A 24,429-nucleotide genomic window follows, 5' to 3' on the forward strand; every position below is an offset into this window, starting at 1 on the left:
TGCTATTTTGGGGTAATTATTTAATTATCAGTAATCTTATTAAAAAAATGTTTACTGTCTAAATTTCATTAATAAAAATAGCATTTAACTTTGATGTAATATATTGCTATATATGTATGTAATTTATTTGTAATATACCGAAAATATAAATATTTTCAGCACTAACCTAATTTGTTTTCAATTTATATCCAAAAAATCAGGATCATATTAATTTTTTTTAAACAGCATGCTTAAAGATATCTTCCGGCAATTTTTTTGTAAGTCCTCTTTAGCGGCAATGTTGATTAAAATTGTTAACAGCGACCATCAGGTGGTGGAAGTCACAGATGTATACCTGGAGCAGGCAGGCATTGATAGAACTGTGTTTTTTACAGAAACTTCAAAATATTTACTCCCGGGCTTTACCACTGATAAAAAAAACAATAAAGCTATTTTTGATGCACTGATACAAACGGTCTTAACCGATAAAGTCACAGCGTTAACTTTCTTCAGCGAAAACTTAAAAAAAAACTACAGCTTAGCCATTGAACCATTAAGCAATGAAAATGGTGGCCATCAGTATTTCATTTTAACCTTAAATCCCATAGCTGCAACTGAAAATTTAGTTTCAGAAGACAAGGACCTGAATTATAAAGAACTTACGCTTGGTATGGAACGTTTCAACTATCTGGTCAGAGATGGGTTAGACATGATTGCCATACTGGATGATGCCGGTAATTATCGCTATGTAAGTAATACATCGTTTGATTTATTAGGCTTTAGTTCTGACTATTATATTGGCAGGAATGCTTTCGAGTTTATACATCCGGAAGATCTAGAAGAAGCACAGCATGCATTCAAGGGAATTCAGGGCAGAAGCCGTGTGGCTTTAAAGCCATTCCGTTTCCTGCATCAGAATGGCACCTGGAGATGGGTACAAACCGTATTAAGTGACTTGAGAAATGAACCTTCTGTAAAAGGTATAGTCGCAAATTCGAGGGACGTAACGGAACAAATCAATATCCGAAATGATGTACTCATATCAAATGAGAGATACAAGTATGTTACGAGAGCAACGTCTGAAGCAATATGGGATTGGGATATCGCTTCAGGTAAATTGATATGGGGAGAAGGTTTTTTGAAGCTCTTCGGCTATAGTGCAGAAGAAATTGAAACGGCTGTAGACACTTTTCGCGCTAAAATACATCCTGAGGATTTAGATGCGATTAAAGATGGTATACAGCGGCTGTTAGAAAATAAAGAAACGCATTGGTTTGGCGAATACCGACTAAAAAAAGCAGATGGTGAATATGCCTTTGTTGCAGATAAAGGTTTAGTCATATTTGATAAAAAGGGCACTCCGATACGTATGGTTGGTGCAATGCAGGATGTAACCAGTAAAAAGCAGGAAGAACAACGGCTAAAAATGCTTGAATCTGTTGTAATTAACACAGCGGATTCTGTGGCGATAATGTCGGTCGATTTAACAAAATTTCCGATAAGCCAGTTCATTTACGTAAATGAGGCTTTTTTGAAAATGACAGGCTATAGCTTCGATGAACTTATCGGCAAATCTCCCCGAATACTGGAAGGACCCAGAACCGATCAGAAACAAGTAAATAAAATCATCAAATCGCTCTTAAAAGGAATACCCGGCGAGGTTACACTTATCAATTATAAAAAAAACCGCGAAGAATTCTGGTTGAATTTATCTGTAACACCAATAGCCGATAGTCATGGCAATATTAACCGGTGGATTTCTATTCAACGGGATATAACAGAAGAAAAAACGGAAGCCATAAGGCAGAAACTAATTTCAGGAATAAGTGTATTATTTAACCGTTTTACCGATATAAAAAAAGCTTCAGCCCTGGTTTTGAACGAGATTGCCAAGTGCGGTAATTTTTGCAATGCAGAATTATGGTTGCCCGATGCAAATGAAAATCATCTGAAACTTTTTGCGAGAAGCAAAGCAGATAAGCAAATTGAAGATTTTTATAAGGAAACAGCGGATTTTACAATAGCCAAAAAAGGACAGGGGCTTGTAGGAAAAGTTTGGGAAGAAATGAAACGGCTGGATATAGCTTTATCAGATCAATCAGTAGGCGGAAGAATTCCTGCAGCAATAAAGATTGGTATAAAACATATTTACGGATTGCCCTTAACTTACAATGGAAAGTTAGTCGGCATACTTGCGCTTGCAGGGCGAAACTATCATAACCTGGAAGGTACAGCAGTGTTATCAGATGTTTTTTCGGAATTCCTGGCAGGTAAAATTAAAAGAAAGCATCTTGAACAGGAACTGGGTGAAGTTTTTGAATTTGCACCCGATATTCTGGCAACAATAGATTACCATGGTTATTTTAAACGGATAAATCCTGCAGCGGCAGAGCTTTTGGGCTATTCAGAGTCAGAATTACTTCAGAAACCGGTTAAGTTTTTTGTTCATCCTTTAGATAGATTAGCCACTGCACGAAAAATAAAGAATATTACCGATAGCCGTAAAGCGATGAGTTTTGAAAACCGGTACGTTACCAAATCAGGACAGTTGAAATGGCTTTCGTGGACGGCAAATGCCGTTTCTGCGGATGGTGTTATATTCGCTGTAGCTAAAGACATTACAGAAAAAAAAATGCTGGCCGATTTGCTTCAAAAAACAACGAGTTTAGCCCGTATCGGCAGTTGGGAAATTAATGTAGTTGACAGGACCGTTTATTGGTCTGATGTAACAAAAGAGATAAGGGAAGTAGAACCTGATTTTGTACCTGATTTAGATACCGGAATGGACAATTTCAAAGAAGGTTTCAGCAAAGATACCATTAAAAAAAAAGTGCAGGAATGTATGGATAATGGAACGCCTTGGGATGAGGAACTTGAAATCGTTACCTTCAAAGGCAATTTAAAATGGGTTAGAACAATCGGGCAGGCAGAGATGCTGGAAGGGAAATGTATTCGTATTTTCGGAAGTTTTCAGGATATTGACGCACGAAAACGGACGGAGATTTTAAACAAAGAGATTCTAAGAGAGGTTGCTGAATCTGAAAAAAAATATAGTGAACTGTTTCATTTCAGCCCTCTGCCAATGTGGGTATATGACGCGGAAACCTTTCATTTTCTTGATGTGAATTTATCCGCAATAAAGCATTATGGCTATAGCAGGGAAGAATTTTTGGCGATTACAGTTCATGATATCCTTGCAAACGAAGAATTTATGCCATCTAAATCTATACCCGAAAATACCGGAGAAGATGATATATCTTCCAACCGGGGCATTTACAAGCATATTACTAAAAACGGAACAACCATTCAGGTTGATATGAGGAGTAATCCGATGTTTTTCAAAGGGAAAGATGCTAGGCTTGTTGTTGCTTCAGACATTACGAAGGAATTGCTTTACGTTAAAGAAATTGAAGAAAAGAATTTAAAACTGCGGGAGATTGCCTGGATACAATCGCATACCGTAAGGGCACCTTTAGCAAGAATTATGGGGCTTGTAGACATACTTGGAAATAATAAGAAACAGAAAATAATGTCGCAATCAGATATTCTTAAACAGATAGAAAGTTCTGCTGAAGAGCTTGATAAGATTATTAAAGAAATTGCGGTTAAGTCAGATAAGACAAATTAATTTAATGGCAGCAAAAGAAATTTTAGTTATTGATGATGACCCCATAATCCTTCTGATTCATCAGGTGGTGCTCGAATCTGCATTGCCTGCAGTTTCCTGCCAGTATTTTGAAGATGCCAGGAAGGCATTATTATATATGGAGCAATGTGCAGGAAGTGATAAAGAATTTCTGCTGTTTTTAGATATTAACATGCCTGTAGTAAGTGGCTGGGACTTACTTGAGGAAATCAGGAATAGTGTATTCAAAGAAAACGTTTTTGTAGTCATGGTAACATCTTCGGTAAACGAAGGCGATAAGATAAAAGCCGGTCATTATCAAAATATATATGATTTTATCAGTAAACCCTTAAAAGAAGAACACCTTATTAAGCTGCGGGAAATTGAAGAGATTAAAGCATTTATAATTTAATCATTTTAAAAAACAGAAATATAATTATGAAACCATCAGCAAAAAAAAAATATAGCTGCGTCATTCTGGATGATAATCCCTTAAGCGTTTCCCTGTTGGAAAATATTATTTCGGATATTGCTAAATTAAAATTAACAAGCAGTTTTACCGATCCGATAAAGGCAATGGCAGCCTTTCAGGAATATGAAATGATAGATTTTTTGTTCATTGATATCGGAATGGAAGTATCGGGACTGGATATAGCCAGGATGCTTAAAAGAAAAGTGAACTACATCATTTTTGTAACCGGGCACGAAAAATTTGCCGTAAAAGCTTTTGAAACCGGCGATGCCTATTTAATTAAACCAATTGATTTCGATGTTGTTCTCAAAACAATTAATAAGCTGATTTCAAAAAAAATGCATGGAGGTGATTTAAGTTAACCGCCAATTCTGCTGTCTTCCATCTTAACACAATACTTATTGGTTTTTAACCTGGTTTAATCCTATTTAAACAGCCGCTTTCAACTTCATTATAACTTCATAATTCTATAGTTATTTCGTATCAGAATTAATCAACGGATAGCCCGGATTTACATGAAGTCTCTCGTCTGCTTTGCAGTAGTTTGTCTTTAAAAATTTAGCGGTCTGAATGATTAATAAAAAATTAAATCAGATAAACTATCAGTAAAAAGATGAAGAGAAATGTCATGTTCCTTGGCCTGTGTGCTTTACTTTACGTAACAGGTTGTACCGAGAAAAAAGAAGAAAAAGAAGAAGAAGTTACTTATGCGGTTACCTCACCGATAAAAATCGATACTTCTTTCACTAAAGAGTATGTTTCACAGATAAAATCTGTCAGAAATATCGAAATCCGAGCTCAGGAAAAAGGTTTTTTACAAAATATTTATGTAGATGAAGGTCAGCGTGTTCACGCCGGTCAGGTTTTGTTTCGCATCATGCCTAAAATGCTTCAGGCAGAATTGCTGAAGGCACAGGCCGAAACCAAATCTGCTGAAATTGAATTGGAAAATACAAAATTACTTTCTGATAAAAATGTCGTCTCTAAAAATGAACTTGCTATGGCAAAAGCTAAACTACAAGCTGCAAATGCCGAAACTGCCCTAGCAAAATTACATCTTGGCTTCACCGAAATAAGAGCACCCTTTGACGGTACAATAGACCGTATTCCGTTGAAATTGGGAAGCCTGGTTGATGAAGGTGCATTGCTCACCAGCCTGTCTGATAATAGCCAGGTTTTCGCGTATTTTAATGTTTCAGAACCGGAATATCTAAGCTATCAATCTGCTGCAAAAGCGAAAGGCCAGCAAGAAGTTGGTTTGATGCTTGCAAATAACGAACTGCTGAAATCAAAAGGTAAAGTAGAAGTTATTGAAAGCGAATTCAATAATGAAACCGGCAACATTGCGTTTCGTGCAAGATTTAACAATGCCGATAACCTGCTCAGAAATGGAGAAACCGGTAAAATACAGATGGTTGTGCCGTTAAAAAATGCATTGGTTATTCCTCAAAAGTCTACCTACGAAATTCAGGATAAAACTTTCGTTTTTGTTGTTGGAAACGATGATAAAGTTCATTCAAGGGAAATTACCATCGCAACAGAAATACCGGATTTATATGTGGTTGGTGCAGGCTTAAAAGAAGGCGACAAAATTTTACTGGAAGGCGTTCAGAAAGTTAAAGATGATGACAAGATCAAATTCAAATTTCAGGAGCCGAAAAGCGTAATCAACAAATTAAGAATTGCAGCAGAATAATCAATCCATTTAACTTAATTTTATGTTCGGTAAATTCATACAAAGGCCAGTCCTTTCTATCGTAATATCACTCATAATTGTGTTTTTAGGGGTACTGTCTATTACAGGCCTGCCGGTAACACAATTTCCATCCATATCACCGCCCAAGGTTAACATCACAGCCGAATACCCGGGCGCGAATAACGAATTGCTAATCAAATCGGTTGTTATTCCGTTGGAACGCGCATTAAATGGTGTGCCGGGAATGAAATACATTGCTTCCGATGCCGGTAATGACGGCGAAGCGAGCATTCAGGTCGTATTTAACTTGGGTACTGATCCCAATCAGGCGTCCTTAAACGTTCAGAATCGTGTGGCGGCGGTAACCAATAAACTGCCACCTTTAGTTATTCGCGAAGGCGTAAAAATAAGCAGGGAAGAGCCTAATATGTTGATGTACATCAACCTCTACAGCAAAGACCCTAAAATGAACCAGAACTTCCTGTACAATTTCGCAGATATTAATATTCTGGCTGAATTGAAAAGGGTAGATGGCGTAGGTTTTGCCGACATTCTGGGCGATCGGGATTATGCCATGCGTATCTGGCTAAAACCCGACCGGATGCAGGCTTACAAAATTTCTCCCGATGAAGTTATGGATGCTTTAGGCAAGCAGAGTCTGGAAGCTTCACCCGGCAAAACGGGCGAAAGTTCGGGTTTACGCTCACAGGCATTTGAATATGTGTTAAAATATTCAGGTCGTTTTACCACAACCCAACAATATGGCGACATCGTTTTACGTGCCAATCCAAACGGGGAAATGCTTCGTTTAAAAGATGTAGCTGATATCAGTTTCAGTTCGTCATTTTATAACCTGTATTCTACTTTAAACGCGCGCTCTTCTGCGGCAATCGTGTTAAAGCAATCTTATGGAAGCAATGCTACCCAGGTAATTAAAGATGTAAAGGCCAAGATGGAAGAAATTAAAGCCTCGTCTTTTCCAAAAGGTATTGATTACGAAATCAGTTACGACGTGTCCAAATTTCTGGATGCATCTATAGAAAAAGTAATTCATACGCTGGTTGAAGCTTTTATTCTGGTTGGCTTGGTGGTATTTCTCTTCCTGGGCGACTGGCGTTCTACGCTTATACCTGCTATTGCCGTTCCGGTTTCGCTTATCGGAACCTTTGTTTTTATGCAGTTCTTCGGCATCACGCTGAATCTCATTACACTATTTGCTTTGGTTATGGCCATTGGGGTTGTGGTTGATGATGCCATTGTGGTTATAGAGGCGGTGCATGCCAAGATGGAACACGATGCCAGTTTGAGCGTCTTAAAAGCTACGCAACTGGCTATGAAAGAGATCAGCGGTGCCATTATTGCCATTACTTTCCTGATGGCGGCGGTATTTATTCCGGTAACCTTTATGTCCGGACCAGTAGGTATTTTCTACCGGCAGTTTTCGATTACCATGGCAACCGCAATTATCTTATCCGGTGTGGTTGCATTAACCTTAACGCCGGCACTTTGCGCCATCATGCTAAAAAACAATCATGGTAAGCCTAAAAAGAAAACGGTAATTGATAAATTTTTAGATGCCTTTAACCGTGGTTTTTACAAATTAACCGGCCGTTATGAACGTATTTTAAGTAAAGTGGTTAGTCGTCGTATTTTCACATTCGGGGTATTGGGCCTGTTCTGCGTAGGTATCTATTTCATCAGCAACAGTGTGCCATCGGGTTTTATCCCAAATGAAGATCAGGGTATGGTTTATGCAATTATACAAACGCCGCCCGGATCTACCTTGGAACGAACCAACCAGGCTGCAGAGAAACTGCAAAAAATGTCTGAAGATATTGAAGGTGTAAAATCTGTTTCTTCTCTGGCAGGTTACGAGGTATTGTCTGAAGGTACAGGTTCTAATACCGGTACCTGTTTGATTAACCTGAAAGATTGGAGCGAGCGTAAAAATTCGGCAAGTGATGTAATTCACGAACTGGAAGAAAAAGCAAAGGATATTCCTGGTGCATCTGTAGAGTTTTTTCAGCCACCGGCCGTGCCGGGGTACGGTGCAGCAGGTGGTTTCGAATGCCGTATGCTGGATATCGCCGGAACAGGTGACTACAAAAAGATGGAAACCGTAGCCAAAGATTTTGTACGCGAGTTGAATAAACGTAAAGAACTTTCATCGGTATTTACATTTTACAGTGCCAGTTTCCCGCAATACATGCTGCATATCGATAACGACCTTGCCCAGCAAAAAGGGGTGAGCATTGATAATGCGATGAATACATTATCCACTTATGTAGGAAGTGATTACGAAACAAGTTTTATTAAATATGATCGTCCGTATAAGGTAATTGTTCAGGCTTTACCGCAATACAGAGCGCTGCCCGAAGATATTTTAAAGCTTTACGTGAAAAATGATAAAGAAGAGATGGTTCCTTTCTCTGCTTTTATGACCATGCAAAAAGTTTATGGCCCATCTGAAATTACACGGCACAACATGCACAATGCGGCTGAAGTTAGCGGTCAGGCAGCACCTGGTTACAGTTCAGGGCAAGCAATTGATGCGATTAAGGAGGTGGCTCAAAAAACATTGCCACGTGGTTATGGCATTGATTGGGCGGGTATCTCTAAAGATGAGGTGTCGCGTGGTAATGAAGCCGTTTACATCTTCCTGATTTGTTTAGGCTTTGTTTACCTGATTTTAGCCGCTCAGTATGAGAGTTTCATCCTGCCGCTGTCGGTAATCTTATCCCTGCCTACAGGTATTTTCGGCGCATTTTTATTTGTAAAACTATTTGGTTTGGAAAATAATATTTACGCCCAGGTAGCGATGGTTATGCTCATCGGATTACTCGGTAAAAATGCGGTATTGATTGTAGAGTTTGCCGCCCAGCGCCAAAGTCAGGGTGTAAGCATTTTAAAAGCCGCTATGGAAGGTGCTGCAATAAGATTCAGACCGATTTTAATGACTTCATTTGCTTTTGTTGCCGGTTTAATTCCGTTAATGATTGCCACTGGTCCTGGTAAAATCGGGAACAGAACGATTGGTACTGCTGCGGCCGGCGGTATGCTTTTAGGTACCGTGTTCGGCGTACTGATTATACCTGGTTTATACTATATTTTTGGTTCAATTGCCGCCCGAAGAAAGCTCATTAAAATTGAAGAAGAACATCCCTTAACTGAAGAAATCGAAGATAATGTTTAGAAAAAATATTTATATATACATTGGTTCAGCGTTGATGTGCATGGCATATTCAGCCTGTAAAGTACCTGAATTTGCCCAACGTGATGAAAATAAAAACGTACCGGTGCGCTTTAACAATTCGCAGGACAGCACAAATACGGCAAACATAAAATGGCGTAGTTTTTTTACGGATCCAAATCTGGTAAGCCTGATTGATACCGCCTTGAAAAACAATCAGGAATTGAATATTACCTTACAAGAGATAGAGATTGCAAAAAACGAAATCAGAGCCAGGAAAGGCGAGCTATTGCCAAGTGTTGGTTACAGGGTTGGTGCGGGATTAGAAAAGGTTGGCCGTTATACGAGTTCAGGCGCGGGCGATGCTTCAACTGATATTACACCAGGTAAAGAGGTACCTGAGGTATTGCCCGATTATGCATTTGGTTTGCAAGCCAACTGGGAAGCAGATATCTGGCACAAACTACGGAATTCGAAAAAGGCAGCTGTGAGCCGTTATCTTTCAACTGTTGAAGGCAGGAATTTCGTAATTACCAATCTGGTTGCCGAAGTTGCGAATGCTTACTACGAATTACTTGCCTACGATAATCAGCTGGCCATTGTAAAGCAGAATATCGCTTTGCAAAGTAACGCACTGGAATTAATGAAAATTCAAAAACAGGCTACGCGTGTAACAGAACTTGCCGTCAGAAAATTTGAGGCGGAAGTATTGAGTTCTAAAAGCCTGGAATTTGATATCCAACAGAACATCACGGAAACTGAAAACAAAATTAACTTTTTGCTGGGTCGTTATCCGCAAACGATTCAAAGAGATAAAGAAAATTTTACAGATTTGGTTCCGCCAACCGTTCAGGCAGGTTTACCCGCTCAATTGCTGGCAAATCGCCCGGACATTAAACAGGCAGAATTTGATTTGGCAGCTGCGAAATTAGATGTTAAAGTAGCCAAGGCACAGTTTTACCCTTCATTAGGTATCTCTGCGACTATCGGTTATCAGGCATTTAATCCATCGTACCTGTTAAGAACACCTGAGTCTTTAGCGTATTCTTTAGCCGGAGATTTGGCTGGTCCGCTGATTAACCGTAACGCTATTAAAGCAGAATATTTAACCGCCAATGCCAAACAATTGCAAGCCGTATTTAATTATGAGAAAACGATTTTGAATGGTTATATCGAAGTTGCCAACCAATTGGCAAACATCAGTAATTTGCAAAAAAGCTATGATTTAAAATCAAAGCAGGTTTTGGCCCTTACACAGTCTATCGATATTTCAAACGATTTGTTTAAGTCTGCAAGAGCTGATTATTTTGAAGTGTTAATGACGCAAAGAGATGCATTACAGTCGAAACTAGAATTAATTGAAACCAAAAAACAACAGCTGAATGCGGTGGTCAACATTTACCATGCATTGGGTGGTGGCTGGAATTGATTTAGATAATGGGGTAGTAAGTATCAAGTAGTAAGTATCAAGTAGTAAGTATCAAGTAGTAAGTATCAAGTATCAAGTATTGAGTATGAGGGATGGCTAAAAAGGCTGTCCCTTTTTTGTGTTAAATAATTAAAATTTATTACCCTGGTGGTGCCCGAAGATACGAATCACGATTAAGCTAATCCTCTTCAATCTCTAATTTCCGGGGCAAAAAAAATGAGCATACAACCGAAGTCGTACGCCCATTTATCTAAATTAACGCTCTCGGGGACTAAGGTATCATTAGTCCGTTTAATCTGCAAGTTTTTTTGTAGAAAACTTTTTCGTTATAAAAAAAAATCCAGTTTTTAACTTATCAAATGGTTATTTCATTTTATATGCAAACAATTAAAGTAAAATAGATGTAACATAAAAGAAGAATTTAAATGAGCGCATAACAAAGAAATTCAGTGGTAATGCTGCTTATGAAGCATTCGTTTATTTACAATACTGTTGCCGTTAAAATAAATTAGCATAGTAACTTTAGTCCATCAAAATAAAAAAATATGAATACAGAAAAAGCCATTCTTGCAGGCGGTTGTTTTTGGGGGGTTGAAGAACTTTTCCGTCATCAGCCAGGTGTAATTTCGACGGTTGTTGGTTATACCGGTGGAGATGTACCAAATGCAACTTACAGAAATCACGGAACGCACGCTGAAGGAATTGAAATAACGTTTGATCCATCAATATTATCGTACAGAAAATTACTTGAATATTTTTTCCAGATCCACAACCCGACAACCCGAAACAGACAGGGTAATGATGTTGGCGCTTCTTATCGTTCGGCGATTTTTTATTTAAATGATGCGCAGAGAGATACCGCAAAGGCATTAATTTCAGAAATGGAAGCTTCCGGCAAATGGCCGGGTCAGATTGTAACCGAGGTTATTCCTGCCGGCGATTTCTGGAATGCGGAGGAAGAACATCAGGATTATCTGCAGAAAAATCCTTACGGATATACCTGTCATTATGAGCGTCCGGAATGGACATTGAAGTAAAAGGGCTCAGAAATCAGTTTTACGCCGCTTATTTGGATGACCAACTAAGTTTTGGTAAGCTTTAAACTTTTCACAATTACAACTGTCAAAACAGTACACACAGCATAAAGCTTGATTTATTGTTTCACTAAACAGTTTGGTTATGAAAAGGATAATAAATGTATTACTCTTATTAATTATGGTCGTTAATTTGAGCGCCTGCGTCGTAAGAACCAGGGCGCCAAGAGCCTATTGGATTCCAGGGCATTACAATGTTGGCCCACATGGTATTCGTCATTGGGTGCCGGGACATTACCGCTAAAATAATTTTCCGGATAGCGTAAAAAAAGCAATGTTGACGATGAATTTTTTAGTTAAAAATTAGATTTGCTTTTATCCGATTAATCAGATAAATTTGATATAGAAAAGCGTAATAGGGGGTAGCATCGTCTATCGTATTAACCGACTTTTTTCTTAACCTTTTTTATAATGTGTTAGGGAGAATCAAAAGCGAAACTAATACAATTCTTATTCGTTAATCTTATTTAAAATTGTGGATTACCGGAATTTAATTAACATCAAAGGCTTTTGGCTAATGATTTTTTTTATAACCTTAACCCACGCCATTTAGCCCATTGCAAAAAAGCAAGGGGCTTTTTTTCTTTTAATGGACACCTAAGATTGATTTTCGTCAAAAATTTTTATTAACATTCGTATTTAGGGTATTTTTTTTAAAAATGTTTGTGTTTATTTTTAGGTAATCTAATGCCTCAACCATGAATACTATAATCGAAAATCAAAAAATTAAGTCTTTTTTTAAGAAAATGGATTTGGAATGGCCTGATAAAATCGAAAGGATTAGTTTCAAAACAGAAGATTTAATATTTGTCCACTTGCAGGATAACATCTCCCCGGTTGAATTTGCGGAAAGTTTGATGCCTAAAGTTAAAGTCTTTGTCGATTTTTCTACACCGATAAAAATTTGCTTTTTAAATACCGAGGGTGAAGGAAATAGTAGCCTGGTTTTTAACTAGGTTGCCAGATACCCTCTAGTTAGTATTTATTTGCACTGACTATCTAACGGTTAGCTTAAAATCGCTTTAAAACCATAATTTTAATTTGCTATTGATTGCAGAGTTTATACTTTTGCCGATGGAAAGCTGGCAGAGTGGTCGAATGCGGCAGTCTTGAAAACTGTTGACTGTAATAGGTCCGGGGGTTCGAATCCCTCGCTTTCCGCAGTTTTTTAAAAAAGAATAAGAAGCCATTTTAGCTAAGCTTACTAATTTTAGAGAAAAATATACGAACTGTCTTTATTCCTAACCAAATAACTGTCGTTGGTAATAACCTGCTTATGTGAATTCATGGTTTTTGTCTCTAAGACCTAACTTAGTAAGCTTAGTACTGTTAGGATACGATAAGTGTTCGTAAGAATAAAAATCATTAAAGCATTAATAAAATTAAACGATTTCCATTCACATATATATCTTAATAACCTTAAATCTAAATGGTTTTTAATAATTTAAGCTTAATAAATTGCTTTTGATTAAGGCGTTAGAAGATATTCCAACGCTTACCGAAACATACTGATGAATCAGTACGATCAGGCTTTCTTTTTTGCTTTTTTCTGGTCGGTATTTTCACCAAGCAGCAAGGTAGCCATCAATTCAAATTTCTCCGGATGAAGATTATATTCCGACTCTATCGTTTGCCATTTCTGTAATTCAACCTTTGCATTTTCTACTTCTGCTGTCAGAAATTCAATTTTATTTTGCAATAATTTGCTGATGTTTTGATTTGCCATATTGCAAAATTAACCGCTTCCCGCCGCATTAATTACGCGCTTCTTCAAAAAAAATGTAAGTGCTTCGTTTCCAGTCTGAAAAAATAAACCCGGATTATGTAACGGATATTTTAACAGATTTAACCAAAACAAAATTGAATAATACTTGTCTTTTTTTAGAACGAAAACTAAAATACATGATAAACACATTCGATTTTTCAAGTTATTTCCAGCCATCAGAATGTTTTAAAGAAAACTCAAATTCGCAGGTTATTCAGGAACACATACCAGATTTAAAAGAAAAAAGGGAGCATTTGTTAAAAGGCCTTTTAGAAGATTTAAATAAAGAGACTGAATTATATGAATAATTTGTTTAGCTTAATTGTTGAGCATTTTGTTTGCCCTGAATAAATTATCTGTCGATTGCAGGATTTTAGCTTTCAATTTAGGATTATAGTTCCGGTGTGTGTTTAAAAAATCCGTAACAACTTTTTTGGCCGCCGTTGTTTGGTAACTTCCAAAAATTGCGGAGAGCCAGGATTGAGGGAAAAAAATATCGCCCGTTTTCTGGATCTCTTCCAAAAGCTCAAGACTTTCAGGTAAATATTTTACAGCTGTTTTTTGTCTTAAAGGATGGTTTAAATAAGAAAGCGCCACGGTAACCCAGGCTTCTTTCTGACGGTTTTTTCGTTCTCGTAAACTGTAAAAAAAGCTATCCCTCTCGGCCTGAACAGCAGAAAGTGCCGGCATTAAAAAGATTAAACGATTCTTCCTGTCGATGTTTGTAATTCGCTTCAATTGCTGGTTTAACACGTTGCCAGCCGTATCAGATTTTACAGCAATAGACAAAGCAAGCCCCGTATAATCTTCATCAATGAGTGTTACACCGTTTGGTGCCTTTTGAGTTTGCCAGATGGTATAGATGTTTTTTGAAGCCTCAGCACTTAAATAAATATTCTGATAGGTATTAAATAAAACTTTCTTGTTATTCGCCGTCGTTTGTAATTCCATTGATTGCCACAGCGTTTTTTCGAGCGCTGCACTCCTGTCCAAACGATTTTTGGCGCTTATAAATGTCCAGTACAAATTGCTGATGTACCCGGTAATTAAGCGCAGATTCATTTCATTTTTCTCAATTGTTAAGCCTTTGGTGAGTAATTCTAAAAGTTCTTCGGGATTTAAAGATTTTCCGGCAAGTGTATTTTCATAGGCATTAATGTATGCTGATGCCCGTTCTAAAGGATTATCTAACTTATAAATGTTTTCCATAGCCGTTTTCTCTATGGGGAACAATCCATATCCGGCGCCATCTGCATTAAATAGAATGAAAGATGGTTTTGCTAAATCTTTAGCTTCAGCTAAAACGATTGCAGCATTTTTTATGTTGACCTGGATGGTCTTGCTGTGGTCTGCATAAAATAGCTTAATGGTGAACGCCTGCGGCCAAACGCCTGGCTTTCCGCTTTCTGGTTTTTGCGATATGGTGAAGTTGCTGATTTTATTTCCGCTATAGCGAAGCCGGTAATTAAACACCGGGCGACCGGGCTGATTAACCCAAACTTGATTCCATTTGTATAAATCTATTTTGCTGTATTTATTCAAAATTACGATCAGCTCATTCCAGTCTGCATTACTGTAGCCATACTTTTTTAAATATTCACGAATGCCTTTCTGAAAATTTTCCTTGCCCATTAATTGCTCCAGTTGGCGCATCATAATCGGGGCTTTATGATATATTATATTGCCATACATGGAGCCGGCATCCTGTAAATTATCCAATTGCTGGCGGATGGGATTTGCACCTGCGGTTCTGTCAACACCGTAGGCCGCAGGGTAATGGTCTTGCAGGAACTTCAGGTCGAAGGTATTTTTTCCCATCAATTGCTCGGTTACTTTATCGGCCATAAAATTTGCAAATACCTCTTTCATCCATACATCATTAAACCACCTCATGGTCACCAAATCGCCGAACCACATGTGTGCCGTTTCGTGGGAGATTAAATTTGAGCGGGAAATAAACTGGTCGCGGGTTGCACCTTCATCTAAAAACAAAGCAGACGACTTGTACTGAACTTCACCCGGGTGTTCCATCCCGCCGAATTGAAAATCGGGGATGGCAACAAAGCCTACCTTTTGAAAAGGGAAGGGAATACCGGTCCATTTTTCTAAGAATTCAATGGCATCGCGATGTGCAATAAAAACTGAATCGACACTTAATTTAATCTTTTTGGCATCGGTTTCCCTGTGAAGAAATTCCATGGGGCGGTTTGCCAGTGTCTGTTTTAACGTGCTGAATTTTCCTGCAGCGAAAGAAATAAGATAGGTTGGTAATTTATCTGAATTGGCAAAATTATAGGTCGTTGCCGATGCATTCGAAACGGAATCTTTTTTTACGCCGTTGGCCAGAACTTTCCAGTCGTTGGGAACGGTTAAGCTAAGCGCAAATTGCGCTTTAAGATCAGGTTGGTCAAAACATGGAAAAACCGTTCTTGCGTGGTCCGGTACAAAAAGTGCGTAAAGGTAATCGGCATTCCGGTTGAGCGATTCATTGCCGGCAATAAATTGTATGTCAATTTTATTTAATCCTTTTAAAAGGTATTTTTTATCGATGATTAAATGTTCCTTCTGAAGGTTTGAAGCAATATTTTTCCCGTTTACGGATATACTCTTAAGGTGCTTTGCATCCTGCTTAAAATCGATTTGAAGTATTGCAGGTATGGTTTTTAAACTGAAGTTAATTTCCTCAGCGGCTGCGATCGCTGCATTTTTATCAGCAGGAATATTAAAATACAGTTTGTATTGTATATTATCGATTATCGCTTTGCGTGATTTTGCCAATGTAAGCGAAACACCGGTTTCTAGTGCTGGATTTATAGCCGTCTGCGCCATTAGTTTTGCACTAAGAAACAGCAATAAAAAGACGATTTTAACAGGTAATTTCATTGTGAATTATAATCTTTTAAGGTGTTAACATTTGCATTATTGTTCCGTATCCCATCCAAATCATGGTGATGACAACGGCACTGCCGGCTATAGTTAGCCATAAGGGTTGCCTGTATTTCGAAATGATTTTAGTTTGGTAAGCTGCTATCAGCATTACGCCTAATGCAATGGGTAAAATTAAGCCATTTATGGCACCAACGGCTAATAAAACCTTAACCGGTTTACCAATGAGCACAAAAATAAAACACGAAACGAGTATAAAAATGATGATTATCACCCTGTTGTGTTTTAAAATAAAAGGATGAAAACTTTTAATAAAGGAAATAGAGGTATAGGCCGAGCCAACAACCGATGAAATCCCGGCAGCCCAGATAACCACGCCGAATACTTTATAACCAAATTCACCACTGGCTAACTTAAATACCGAAGCAGCCGGATTAGCGGGGTCTAAATGCGCACCGGTGCTCACTACGCCTAATGCGGCAATAAATAAAAGCAGTCGCATTACGGATGCCAGACCTATTGCGCTTAATGCACCCTTATTTACGGCCGGAAGATTATCAATGCCGGTTTGCCTGGCATCGAGCAGCCGGTGTGCGCCAGAAAAAGTAATGTAACCGCCTACCGTACCGCCAACAATGGTTAATACAGCCGTGAAACTAAACTGCGTGGGATTTACCGAACGAATGGCTGCTTCGGCCAGTGGCGGATTGCTAATCCATGCGATAAATAATGCAAGGCATATTTTGAGGATACCCATTGTTTTTGCAAAAGCATCCATTGCCTTGCCTGCTTCTTTGTAAATAAAAATTCCGATAGCGATAATTGCACTTATTACGGCGCCTTGTGCTACACTTATCCCAAAGAGAACGTTTAGCCCTAAACCTGCACCTGCAATATTGCCGATGTTAAAAGCCAGGCCACCTAAGAAAACTAAAAATGAAAGAAAGTAACCCAAACCCGGAAATACCTTGTTTGCAATATCCTGGGCAGGCTTATCGGCTACGGCAATTATTCGCCAGATGTTTAATTGTGCAATGGCATCAAGCACTATAGAAAGTAAAATTACAAAGGCAAAGCTGGCACCAAGCTGCTCGGTAAAAACCGCTGTTTGTGTTAAAAAACCTGGTCCGATGGCTGAAGAAGCCATTAAGAAAGCCGCTCCAATTAATACACTCCAATTATATTTTTTCTTCATATAACTGGTGCTTTAATTGAGATACCTTCGGCTTTTAAATTTTCAGCAATTGTTTTTGCGAAATTTACGGCATGTAAACCATCGCCATGCAGGCAAAGTGTTTCTGCTTTTAAAACTACTTTTTGATTATTCGCAGCGATAACGTACTGGTTTTTTACCATCGATAAAACTTGTTCGATAGCTGATGCTTCATCGGCAATCAACGCATTTTCTTCGCTTCTTGGTATGAGCTGACCATTGGATTGATAAGTTCTGTCTGCAAAAACTTCTGAAGCTGTTTTTATTCCCTTAAATTCTGCCGCATTTATCATTTCACTTCCGGCTAATGCATAAAGTATTAACGCCGGGTCGAAATCGTACATTGCCTGAACAATAGCTTTTGCTAATGCTGCATCGGCTGCCGCCATATTATATAAAGCACCATGAGGCTTTACGTGATGGAGTTTTCCACCAGCGGCCTTTACAAAACCGGATAAAGCCCCGATTTGATAAAGTGTAATTTGATACGCTTCTGCGGGCGTTATTTTTATCATCCGTCGCCCGAACCCCTGCAAATCCGGCAAACCCGGGTGCGCTCCGATTGCAACCCCCTTTTTTAGCGCCATACTTACAGTTCGTTGCATGACTTCGGGGTCTCCGGCGTGAAAACCACAGGCAATATTTGCCGACGAGATATAATCCATTAAAATTTCATCATTTGGCATGTCATAATTGCCAAATGCTTCACCCATATCGCAGTTCAGGTCGATGCTTTGCATGAAAAAATATTTTTTGTGTTAAAATCTGCTTGCAACAGCAAGTTTCAAATCAGATAGTTGCTTTTCACGCTCAATATACAGGATTTCTGCCGTATCTCTGCTTATTTCAGTGAATCGGATGCTATCGTTCGGCTTTAGTTGTGCACATAAGGGCAAATCCACAGCTGCTACCTGTCCGATTCTGGGATAGCCGCCCGTGGTTTGGCAATCGGCCATTAATAAAATCACATCACCATTGCCGGTAACCTGAATTGTTCCGGGGCATACTGCAGTGCTTAATAATTCTTCGTTTTTTCTCCGGCTGATTTTATTTCCATATAGCTGGTAGCCCATGCGATTGCTGTTTAAGCCAACTGAAAACTCTTTAGACAGGAAATTAATTATCGATTCACTGTCAAACCAGTTAAACTCACCGGCTGGGAAAATCCGGATTGTTTTTCTATCTGCCGGTAGTAGCCGCGAGCGATTGACGTACCATGATGGCCAGGAAATTTGATTTCCTTTTAAGCTATGCAAAATATGTTGTGAGCGCATAGTTAAATCTTTCCGGCTGCTTAAAAAATCGCCGGATTGAAGATTTCTTCCCTTATAGCCGCCGAAATGACCTGTTAAATAGGTACTCTTACTTCCTAAAATTTCCGGTACATCAAAGCCTCCTGCAATTGCAAGATAAGTTATTGCACCTTCCGGATTGTTTGTCAGCTTTATGGTTGAACCCGATGGAACAAATATTGGCCGCTCCGGAGGGAGTTTTTTACCCTCAGAGATTAAAAATGCACCATCGCCGGCATAGGCAATTAAACTATCAGCTTCAGCTTTGAATTCAGCAGCGGCATAAGTAAATTCTAACGTTGCACTATTGTCATCATTACCGATTGCAATATTTGCTATTCGTGCCGATAAATCGTCCAATACACCGGAGCGTGGAACGGCCTGGGCCTGGTAGTTTTTCCTTCCATTGTCCTGAATGGTTGTTAAAATGCCGGGTTTGGTTATGCTGATTTTCATGGCTTTCCCGCTAACTTATAAAATTCATCCAGACTTATCGATTCGAATTTTACCTCATCGCCGGCTTTTAGCAGTGAAGGTTGTAATCGGCCAGCATCAAATAATTTCGAAGGTGTTTGCCCGATAATTTGCCATCCGCCCGGTGTTTCCAGCGGGTAAATACCGGTCTGTTTACCTGCTATGCCCACAGCTCCGGCTGGTACTACTAATCTTGGTGTCGATTTTCTGGGCGTGGCCAGTTGTTCATCCATTCCGCCCAAATAGGCAAAGCCGGGTACGAAACCGATCATGTAAACTTTATAAACCGCGGTACTGTGTAAAGCAATTATTTCCTGTACACCGAGCTTGGTGAAATTGGATACATTATCTATATCCGGTCCAAAATCTCCGCCATAATACACAGGCAGGATAATTCTGTTTATTGCGGAACTAAAAGCATTTTCTGCAGCGTTTTTTAAGTTGTTTAAATAATTGCTGACTTTTTCAAAACTGCTTGCACCGCGTAGTTCACTGTAAAGAACTGTTAGCAAATCATAATAAACAGTTAAAGTAGAATAGGCCGGCACTGTTGTAATAAATCCCTGAAAAGGCTGATTGTTTAACAATTTGTTAAAGTTGCTGATTTTAGTGGCAATTGACTCGCTAATTTCATTTCCAAAACTGAGCGTTACAGCTTGTTCACTTAAAGCATGGATTTTAAATTCTGGATTTGGAATTGAATTTGACAATGCAGTTAAGTTAGGGTTTCCGGGTTTGAATATATAAAATAGAATTCTTTTTGAAGGGTTAATTATCAACTATTATCTTTAGTCAGTTTTAAAATACGGTAAGCCTCATTAATTTTAAATTTTATTATCAGCTAACTAAAAATTTTATAAATAAACTAAATTATAAATAATTTAAAAACGTTTCTCATGTTTAAAGATCCATTCTCATTTTATGGCCGAATCCGGCGGACAGAATTTGGTTTAACTTATGTTTTCTATTTGATTTGCTATTTCTTCGTAATAATTTTTAGTGAAAAAGGCGTCGAATGGATTGGCGTAATACTGCTCTTACCATTTTATTTAATGGTTTCTCAAGGTGCAAAACGCTGTCATGATTTAGGTAAATCCGGTTGGTGGCAACTGATTCCGTTTTATGGATTAGTTATGTTATTCGGTTCTGGGGATTATGGTCAGAACGAATATGGCGATAATCCTAAAGGGGAGGGTAATGTTTATGAAAATCCGTTTGGTTACGATGTAAAAACCGGTAAAATGATAGAACCTGAATTGCAGGTTTTACCGGTGGAATCGAAAGATATGGAAAATAGCAGTAATCCGCCGGTATCGTAGTGCCAACTACTTATAGCATATTCTGATTACTATACCATTTTGCTGTCGAAAATTATTCCGCTAATGAACAGGAAGTTAACTAAACCTATGTAAAATTCTTATCTGTTTATTTGCTTGCTAAAAATATTAGTATATTTTTGCCGTTGTAATAATAGCGCAGGGATAATTTAATGTTTCCACGCAGTTAATTGAAGATAATTTATGACGGTTACGGTACTAGCAATTACAGAAACTGATTTTGTTCCGGATATTTCACTTGCAAAGATAATGAATGAGCGCCTGAAACAGGCGGCGGCTGAATTACAGGACATTCATTTACAGGCCATGTTATCTGTAGGGCAACCTAAAGATGACCTGGTGATTTACATCAGCTATAATCCAAAATACACCATCAGGTTTCGTGTGGTTAACGATGTGCCCGAAGAGGTTGAAAATTTTGTTGCCTATACCTGTGGCAATCTTGGTTACATTAAATGGAAAACCAATGTTGTAAACGTTTTTAAGGGTAATGAATAGTGATGATACAAATATCAACATTGTTGGAGAGCCGGCACTAAATTTACCGCCACTCTGGCTTCCGGAGAAATATTATAAAGAAAGTGTGTGGCATAGAAACTGGAAAAAAGCTTTTCCGGAAAGTTACAGGGAGCAAAGTTTTTGTTGTCAAACAACAGGTGAATTACATCGTGCGGATGTATTTACACCTTGTGGAACTGCAATAGAGTTTCAGAATTCGCCGATTACGCTTACAGAAATGAAAAGCAGGGAAGCTTTTTATCCGAAAATGATTTGGGTGCTGAATGGTAAGAAATTTAAAGGTTTCCGAATTTTAAAAAACCTGCCTCATCCTGATGACCCAAGACTAAAAGATTATGAATTCCGTAACAGCGACCATTTATCCATGGTGCGGAAAGCCGATGTTTTAAATGGTACAATTATACCACGGGTTCTGAATTTTTATCATCCGGAAATAAAAGGCGTAAGCATCACATCAAATTTTTATCATTTCTGCTGGAAACAACCCCACACCGTTTGGTTTTCTGCGGCAGCCCCAATTGTAGTGGATTTGGGTGGTCATTTTTTGTATAGAATGAAAGTGCGAAAGCAGCTGTCAGGAGATTATCCTTACCTGGAAATGATTAGCCGTAAAACCTTTATTGAAGGTTATTTATGTTTTGGCTGATTATAATGCCAGCTCCATTTCTGCATAGATTTAAAGTATTCAAAACATTTCGGTAATATTTAGTCTTTATTCTTTAAATTTTCAATTTTATGGATAGGTTTAAAGATAAAGTCGCTTTAATAACAGGCAGCAGTCAGGGAATAGGGGCGGCATGTGCGCTGCGTTTGGCAAAAGAAGGTGCAAATATTATTCTTAACGGACACAAATTTGATGAGCGGGGAGAGAAACTTATCTCCGAAATTGAGGCAATGGGCAGAAAGGCAAAATTTATAACGGCCGATATCAGTGATGTTAATGCGGTTATTAAACTCATAAAAGAAGCTGCTCTTACCTTTGGAAGCCTTGATATTTTAGTTAATAATGCCGGATTGGAAATTAAGTCTGATTTTTTAAAAGTAACTGAAAAGGACTACGATACGGTTATGGACACGAACTTAAAAGGTGTTTTTTTTGGTATTCAGGAATTTGCGAAATATTGCAAAAGAAAAAAGCGTAACGGAGTAGTCGTGAACATGAGTTCGGTACATGAAGAGATAATATTTCCACATTTTGCGGCTTATTGTATTAGCAAGGGCGGGTTAAAAATGCTGACCAGAAACTTAGCTACCGAACTGGCACCACTAAATATTCGAATAAACAATGTAGCTCCGGGCGCCATAGCTACACCGATAAACCAGGCGCTTTTAGCTGACAAGAAACAATTGCAAAAAGTCGTCAGAAATATTCCAATGGGGCGGATGGGGAAGGTTGAAGATGTTGCAGGTGTAGTTGCTTTTTTAGCTTCTGATGATGCGGCATATGTTACCGGCTCTACCTATTTTGTTGATGGTGGCTTAACCTACCATTATGAAGAACAGTAATGCGCTAATTTAATAAGCAGTTTGTTTTGATTTTGGCAAACGATCCATATCATAAAAAGAACAAAGGTTAAACATGCCTTCCAACCTTAAAAATACTTATCAATGCTTAACCCGTAAGTTAAATTCAGGTTTTCACGCTGTGTAATGTTAAGCTTGTTATAATTTAATGCCGTGGTTAAGCTAATCCATTTTCTGATTTTTAACCCGACTGTAGTTGCTGAGCGAATAATATAATCGCCTTTTCGGGAATAGGAATTTTGTAAAAAGTGTGTGCCGTCGATAGTAATAATGTCTTTAATCAAGACATGGTACTGTAACCTTAACGAATTTCTCAACGTATTGTAGTTGTTTAATTCAACCAAACTGCTGTTATCAAACAAAACACCATTACTTACATTAACGTAGGCATCTGGTTTATCGATAAAGTTATAAGCAATACCACCACCGGCAAGCAACTGGTTTCTGATTTGAAGCGAGTAGCTGGTATTGTAATTTACCAGTCCCCAGTAATAAAAATGAGGAAAGGTTTTATACAGGTTAAAATTCATGGTGGTGGAAAAATCGTTATTACTCAATGAGTTGTTTTGCTTACCATAAAGCCATGAGGTGTTGCTGTTAAATACCATGCTTTTCTTTTTAACGCCAAAATTTAAGCTATTGTTTAAAAGATAGGCCCGTTCATTGTTTGTCAGGTTAACAGAACCGGATGAAAGTAAAGCAATATGGTAATTTGTGGTATCGTTAAACTGAGCAAAAACATTTAGATAATAAATCATTGTCAAACTCAGGCATATAAATAGCTTCATATTTCATTTAACAGCTATTGTACAGATGATGTTTGAAATTGAATGGCGTTATTTTGAATGTTTCCAAACCGTCATTTGTTTAAAGATAAAATTGAAATGGTTTTTAAAGGGATATTTTTGTGCAGTATAATAATTCTCATCATGGCCGAAAGCATATTAAAAAACATACCTTATTCTGTTCTGGATCTTGCAACTGTTCTGGATGGTTACACAGCTTCAGATACGTTTAAAGCCAGTTTGAAAATTGCGCAACAATCAGACGCTTTGGGTTACACGCGTTATTGGTTTGCCGAACACCATAATATGGCGGGGGTTGCCAGTTCTGCACCACCTGTGCTTATCGGTTATATAGCAGGCGCTACTAAAACAATCAGAGTGGGCTCCGGGGGGATTATGCTGCCAAATCATGCACCTTTAATTGTTGCGGAACAGTTTGGCACATTAGCTTCACTGTATCCGAATCGGATTGATTTGGGCTTGGGCAGGGCACCAGGAACCGATCAGGTTACCGCAATGGCGATTAGGGGTGAAAATTTTAATGCAGTACATAATTTTCCGAGAGATATAGACAGACTTCAGCAACTATTTTCGGCTGATAACCATACATCTAACGTTCGGGCTATCCCGGGCGAAGGATTAGAAATTCCAATATGGATTTTAGGTTCGAGTACCGATAGCGCAAGGCTTGCCGCCGAAAAAGGCTTACCTTATGCTTTCGCCAGTCATTTTGCCCCTGCTTATTTTGAACAGGCCATTTTAATATACCGCAACAACTTTAAACCTTCCCGATTTTTGAGTGAGCCATATGTTATGGCTTGCGTAAATGTAGTTGCAGCAGATACCGATGAACAAGCTGAAATATTGGCAAGCTCAGTTAAAAAAATGTTTTTAGGTGTGATAACCGGACGAAGAGAAAAATTAAAACCACCTGTAGAAAATATCAATGCACACTGGAATCAAATGGAGCAAGAAGCTGTAGCGCAAATGTTATATTATTCCTTTATTGGCAGCGCAGAAACGATAAAAACAAATTTAGCTGATTTTGTTTCAAAATATGGGGTTAATGAGGTTATGAGCACCTCACATATTTACGACCAAACCGCTAAACTTTATTCCAACAGGCTTTTTGCTGAGATTTTTAAATAA

At 38.4% G+C, this 24,429-nt stretch carries 22 protein-coding genes and 1 tRNA gene; 16 read left to right on the forward strand and 7 right to left on the reverse strand.

Annotated elements, in window-relative coordinates; all coding sequences use genetic code 11:
- Positions 1 to 226 precede the first annotated feature (226 nt).
- From O0931_RS04745 to O0931_RS04790, 10 genes are all read left to right on the forward strand, one after another.
- Entirely contained in the window at positions 227 to 3,607 is a 3,381-nt protein-coding gene (locus O0931_RS04745; protein WP_269414403.1) for a PAS domain S-box protein, read from the forward strand.
- A gap of 4 nt (positions 3,608 to 3,611) precedes the next feature.
- Positions 3,612 to 4,016 (forward strand): response regulator, encoded by a 405-nt coding sequence (locus O0931_RS04750; protein WP_269414404.1) that lies wholly within the window; start codon positions 3,612 to 3,614, stop codon positions 4,014 to 4,016.
- A gap of 26 nt (positions 4,017 to 4,042) precedes the next feature.
- A complete protein-coding gene (locus O0931_RS04755) occupies positions 4,043 to 4,438 on the forward strand; it encodes a LytR/AlgR family response regulator transcription factor (protein ID WP_269414405.1) in 396 nt (131 codons plus the stop codon).
- Positions 4,439 to 4,689: 251 nt separating this feature from the next.
- Positions 4,690 to 5,772 carry an efflux RND transporter periplasmic adaptor subunit gene (locus tag O0931_RS04760; RefSeq protein WP_269414406.1) on the forward strand — a complete coding sequence of 361 codons (1,083 nt, stop codon included), beginning with the start codon at positions 4,690 to 4,692 and terminating at the stop codon, positions 5,770 to 5,772.
- Positions 5,773 to 5,794: 22 nt separating this feature from the next.
- Positions 5,795 to 8,965 carry an efflux RND transporter permease subunit gene (locus O0931_RS04765; protein WP_269414407.1) on the forward strand — a complete coding sequence of 1,057 codons (3,171 nt, stop codon included), beginning with the start codon at positions 5,795 to 5,797 and terminating at the stop codon, positions 8,963 to 8,965.
- Positions 8,958 to 10,391: a TolC family protein gene (locus O0931_RS04770; RefSeq protein WP_269414408.1), complete on the forward strand. Its 1,434-nt coding sequence runs from the start codon at positions 8,958 to 8,960 to the stop codon at positions 10,389 to 10,391. The genes O0931_RS04765 and O0931_RS04770 overlap by 8 nt, the downstream gene beginning before the upstream one ends.
- Before the next feature lie 545 nt (positions 10,392 to 10,936).
- Positions 10,937 to 11,428, forward strand: a complete 492-nt coding sequence (gene msrA / locus O0931_RS04775; RefSeq protein WP_269414409.1) for a peptide-methionine (S)-S-oxide reductase MsrA — start codon at positions 10,937 to 10,939, stop codon at positions 11,426 to 11,428.
- Positions 11,429 to 11,570: 142 nt separating this feature from the next.
- A complete protein-coding gene (locus O0931_RS04780; protein ID WP_269414410.1) occupies positions 11,571 to 11,729 on the forward strand; it encodes a lipoprotein in 159 nt (52 codons plus the stop codon).
- Between the two features lie 454 nt (positions 11,730 to 12,183).
- A complete protein-coding gene (locus O0931_RS04785) occupies positions 12,184 to 12,441 on the forward strand; it encodes a hypothetical protein (protein WP_269414411.1) in 258 nt (85 codons plus the stop codon).
- A gap of 120 nt (positions 12,442 to 12,561) precedes the next feature.
- Positions 12,562 to 12,646: transfer RNA gene (locus tag O0931_RS04790), tRNA-Ser, on the forward strand.
- 364 nt (positions 12,647 to 13,010) lie between these two features.
- On the opposite strand, the gene O0931_RS04795 is transcribed toward O0931_RS04790, so the two are convergent.
- Complete coding sequence (locus O0931_RS04795; RefSeq protein WP_269414412.1) at positions 13,011 to 13,211, reverse strand: hypothetical protein; 201 nt, start codon at positions 13,209 to 13,211, stop codon at positions 13,011 to 13,013.
- Between the two features lie 176 nt (positions 13,212 to 13,387).
- Here O0931_RS04795 and O0931_RS04800 point away from each other — a divergent pair, with 176 nt between their 5' ends.
- Positions 13,388 to 13,558: a hypothetical protein gene (locus tag O0931_RS04800; protein ID WP_269414413.1), complete on the forward strand. Its 171-nt coding sequence runs from the start codon at positions 13,388 to 13,390 to the stop codon at positions 13,556 to 13,558.
- Positions 13,559 to 13,568: 10 nt separating this feature from the next.
- On the opposite strand, the gene O0931_RS04805 is transcribed toward O0931_RS04800, so the two are convergent.
- From O0931_RS04805 to pxpB, 5 genes are read right to left on the reverse strand one after another with little or no spacing between them, the layout of a single operon-like run.
- A complete protein-coding gene (locus O0931_RS04805) occupies positions 13,569 to 16,133 on the reverse strand; it encodes a M1 family metallopeptidase (protein ID WP_269414414.1) in 2,565 nt (854 codons plus the stop codon).
- A gap of 16 nt (positions 16,134 to 16,149) precedes the next feature.
- Positions 16,150 to 17,331 (reverse strand): NRAMP family divalent metal transporter, encoded by a 1,182-nt coding sequence (locus O0931_RS04810; RefSeq protein WP_269414415.1) that lies wholly within the window; start codon positions 17,329 to 17,331, stop codon positions 16,150 to 16,152.
- Positions 17,328 to 18,089: a 5-oxoprolinase subunit PxpA gene (locus O0931_RS04815; protein ID WP_269414416.1), complete on the reverse strand. Its 762-nt coding sequence runs from the start codon at positions 18,087 to 18,089 to the stop codon at positions 17,328 to 17,330. The genes O0931_RS04810 and O0931_RS04815 overlap by 4 nt, the downstream gene beginning before the upstream one ends.
- Before the next feature lie 18 nt (positions 18,090 to 18,107).
- The gene (locus O0931_RS04820; protein WP_269414417.1) at positions 18,108 to 19,097 is read right to left on the reverse strand and encodes a 5-oxoprolinase subunit C family protein; all 990 of its coding nucleotides are present in this window, start codon (positions 19,095 to 19,097) and stop codon (positions 18,108 to 18,110) included.
- Positions 19,094 to 19,825 carry a 5-oxoprolinase subunit PxpB gene (gene pxpB, locus O0931_RS04825; RefSeq protein ID WP_269414418.1) on the reverse strand — a complete coding sequence of 244 codons (732 nt, stop codon included), beginning with the start codon at positions 19,823 to 19,825 and terminating at the stop codon, positions 19,094 to 19,096. Before pxpB ends, O0931_RS04820 begins: the two co-directional genes overlap by 4 nt.
- Before the next feature lie 186 nt (positions 19,826 to 20,011).
- Here pxpB and O0931_RS04830 point away from each other — a divergent pair, with 186 nt between their 5' ends.
- The 4 genes from O0931_RS04830 to O0931_RS04845 all read left to right on the forward strand — a co-directional run bounded on the left by O0931_RS04830 (position 20,012) and on the right by O0931_RS04845 (position 22,477).
- The gene (locus O0931_RS04830; RefSeq protein WP_269414419.1) at positions 20,012 to 20,434 is read left to right on the forward strand and encodes a DUF805 domain-containing protein; all 423 of its coding nucleotides are present in this window, start codon (positions 20,012 to 20,014) and stop codon (positions 20,432 to 20,434) included.
- 201 nt (positions 20,435 to 20,635) lie between these two features.
- Positions 20,636 to 20,950: a hypothetical protein gene (locus O0931_RS04835; protein WP_269414420.1), complete on the forward strand. Its 315-nt coding sequence runs from the start codon at positions 20,636 to 20,638 to the stop codon at positions 20,948 to 20,950.
- Positions 20,943 to 21,617 carry a competence protein CoiA family protein gene (locus O0931_RS04840; protein WP_269414421.1) on the forward strand — a complete coding sequence of 225 codons (675 nt, stop codon included), beginning with the start codon at positions 20,943 to 20,945 and terminating at the stop codon, positions 21,615 to 21,617. Before O0931_RS04835 ends, O0931_RS04840 begins: the two co-directional genes overlap by 8 nt.
- An 89-nt stretch (positions 21,618 to 21,706) precedes the next feature.
- Positions 21,707 to 22,477 (forward strand): SDR family NAD(P)-dependent oxidoreductase, encoded by a 771-nt coding sequence (locus O0931_RS04845; RefSeq protein WP_269414422.1) that lies wholly within the window; start codon positions 21,707 to 21,709, stop codon positions 22,475 to 22,477.
- Between the two features lie 86 nt (positions 22,478 to 22,563).
- Here the strand turns inward: O0931_RS04845 and O0931_RS04850 are convergent, their stop codons facing one another.
- Positions 22,564 to 23,283 carry a DUF481 domain-containing protein gene (locus O0931_RS04850; RefSeq protein WP_269414423.1) on the reverse strand — a complete coding sequence of 240 codons (720 nt, stop codon included), beginning with the start codon at positions 23,281 to 23,283 and terminating at the stop codon, positions 22,564 to 22,566.
- 141 nt (positions 23,284 to 23,424) lie between these two features.
- Here O0931_RS04850 and O0931_RS04855 point away from each other — a divergent pair, with 141 nt between their 5' ends.
- Positions 23,425 to 24,429: an LLM class flavin-dependent oxidoreductase gene (locus O0931_RS04855; protein ID WP_269414424.1), complete on the forward strand. Its 1,005-nt coding sequence runs from the start codon at positions 23,425 to 23,427 to the stop codon at positions 24,427 to 24,429.

This window comes from Pedobacter rhodius, assembly GCF_027213645.1.
Classification (GTDB): domain Bacteria; phylum Bacteroidota; class Bacteroidia; order Sphingobacteriales; family Sphingobacteriaceae; genus Pedobacter; species Pedobacter rhodius.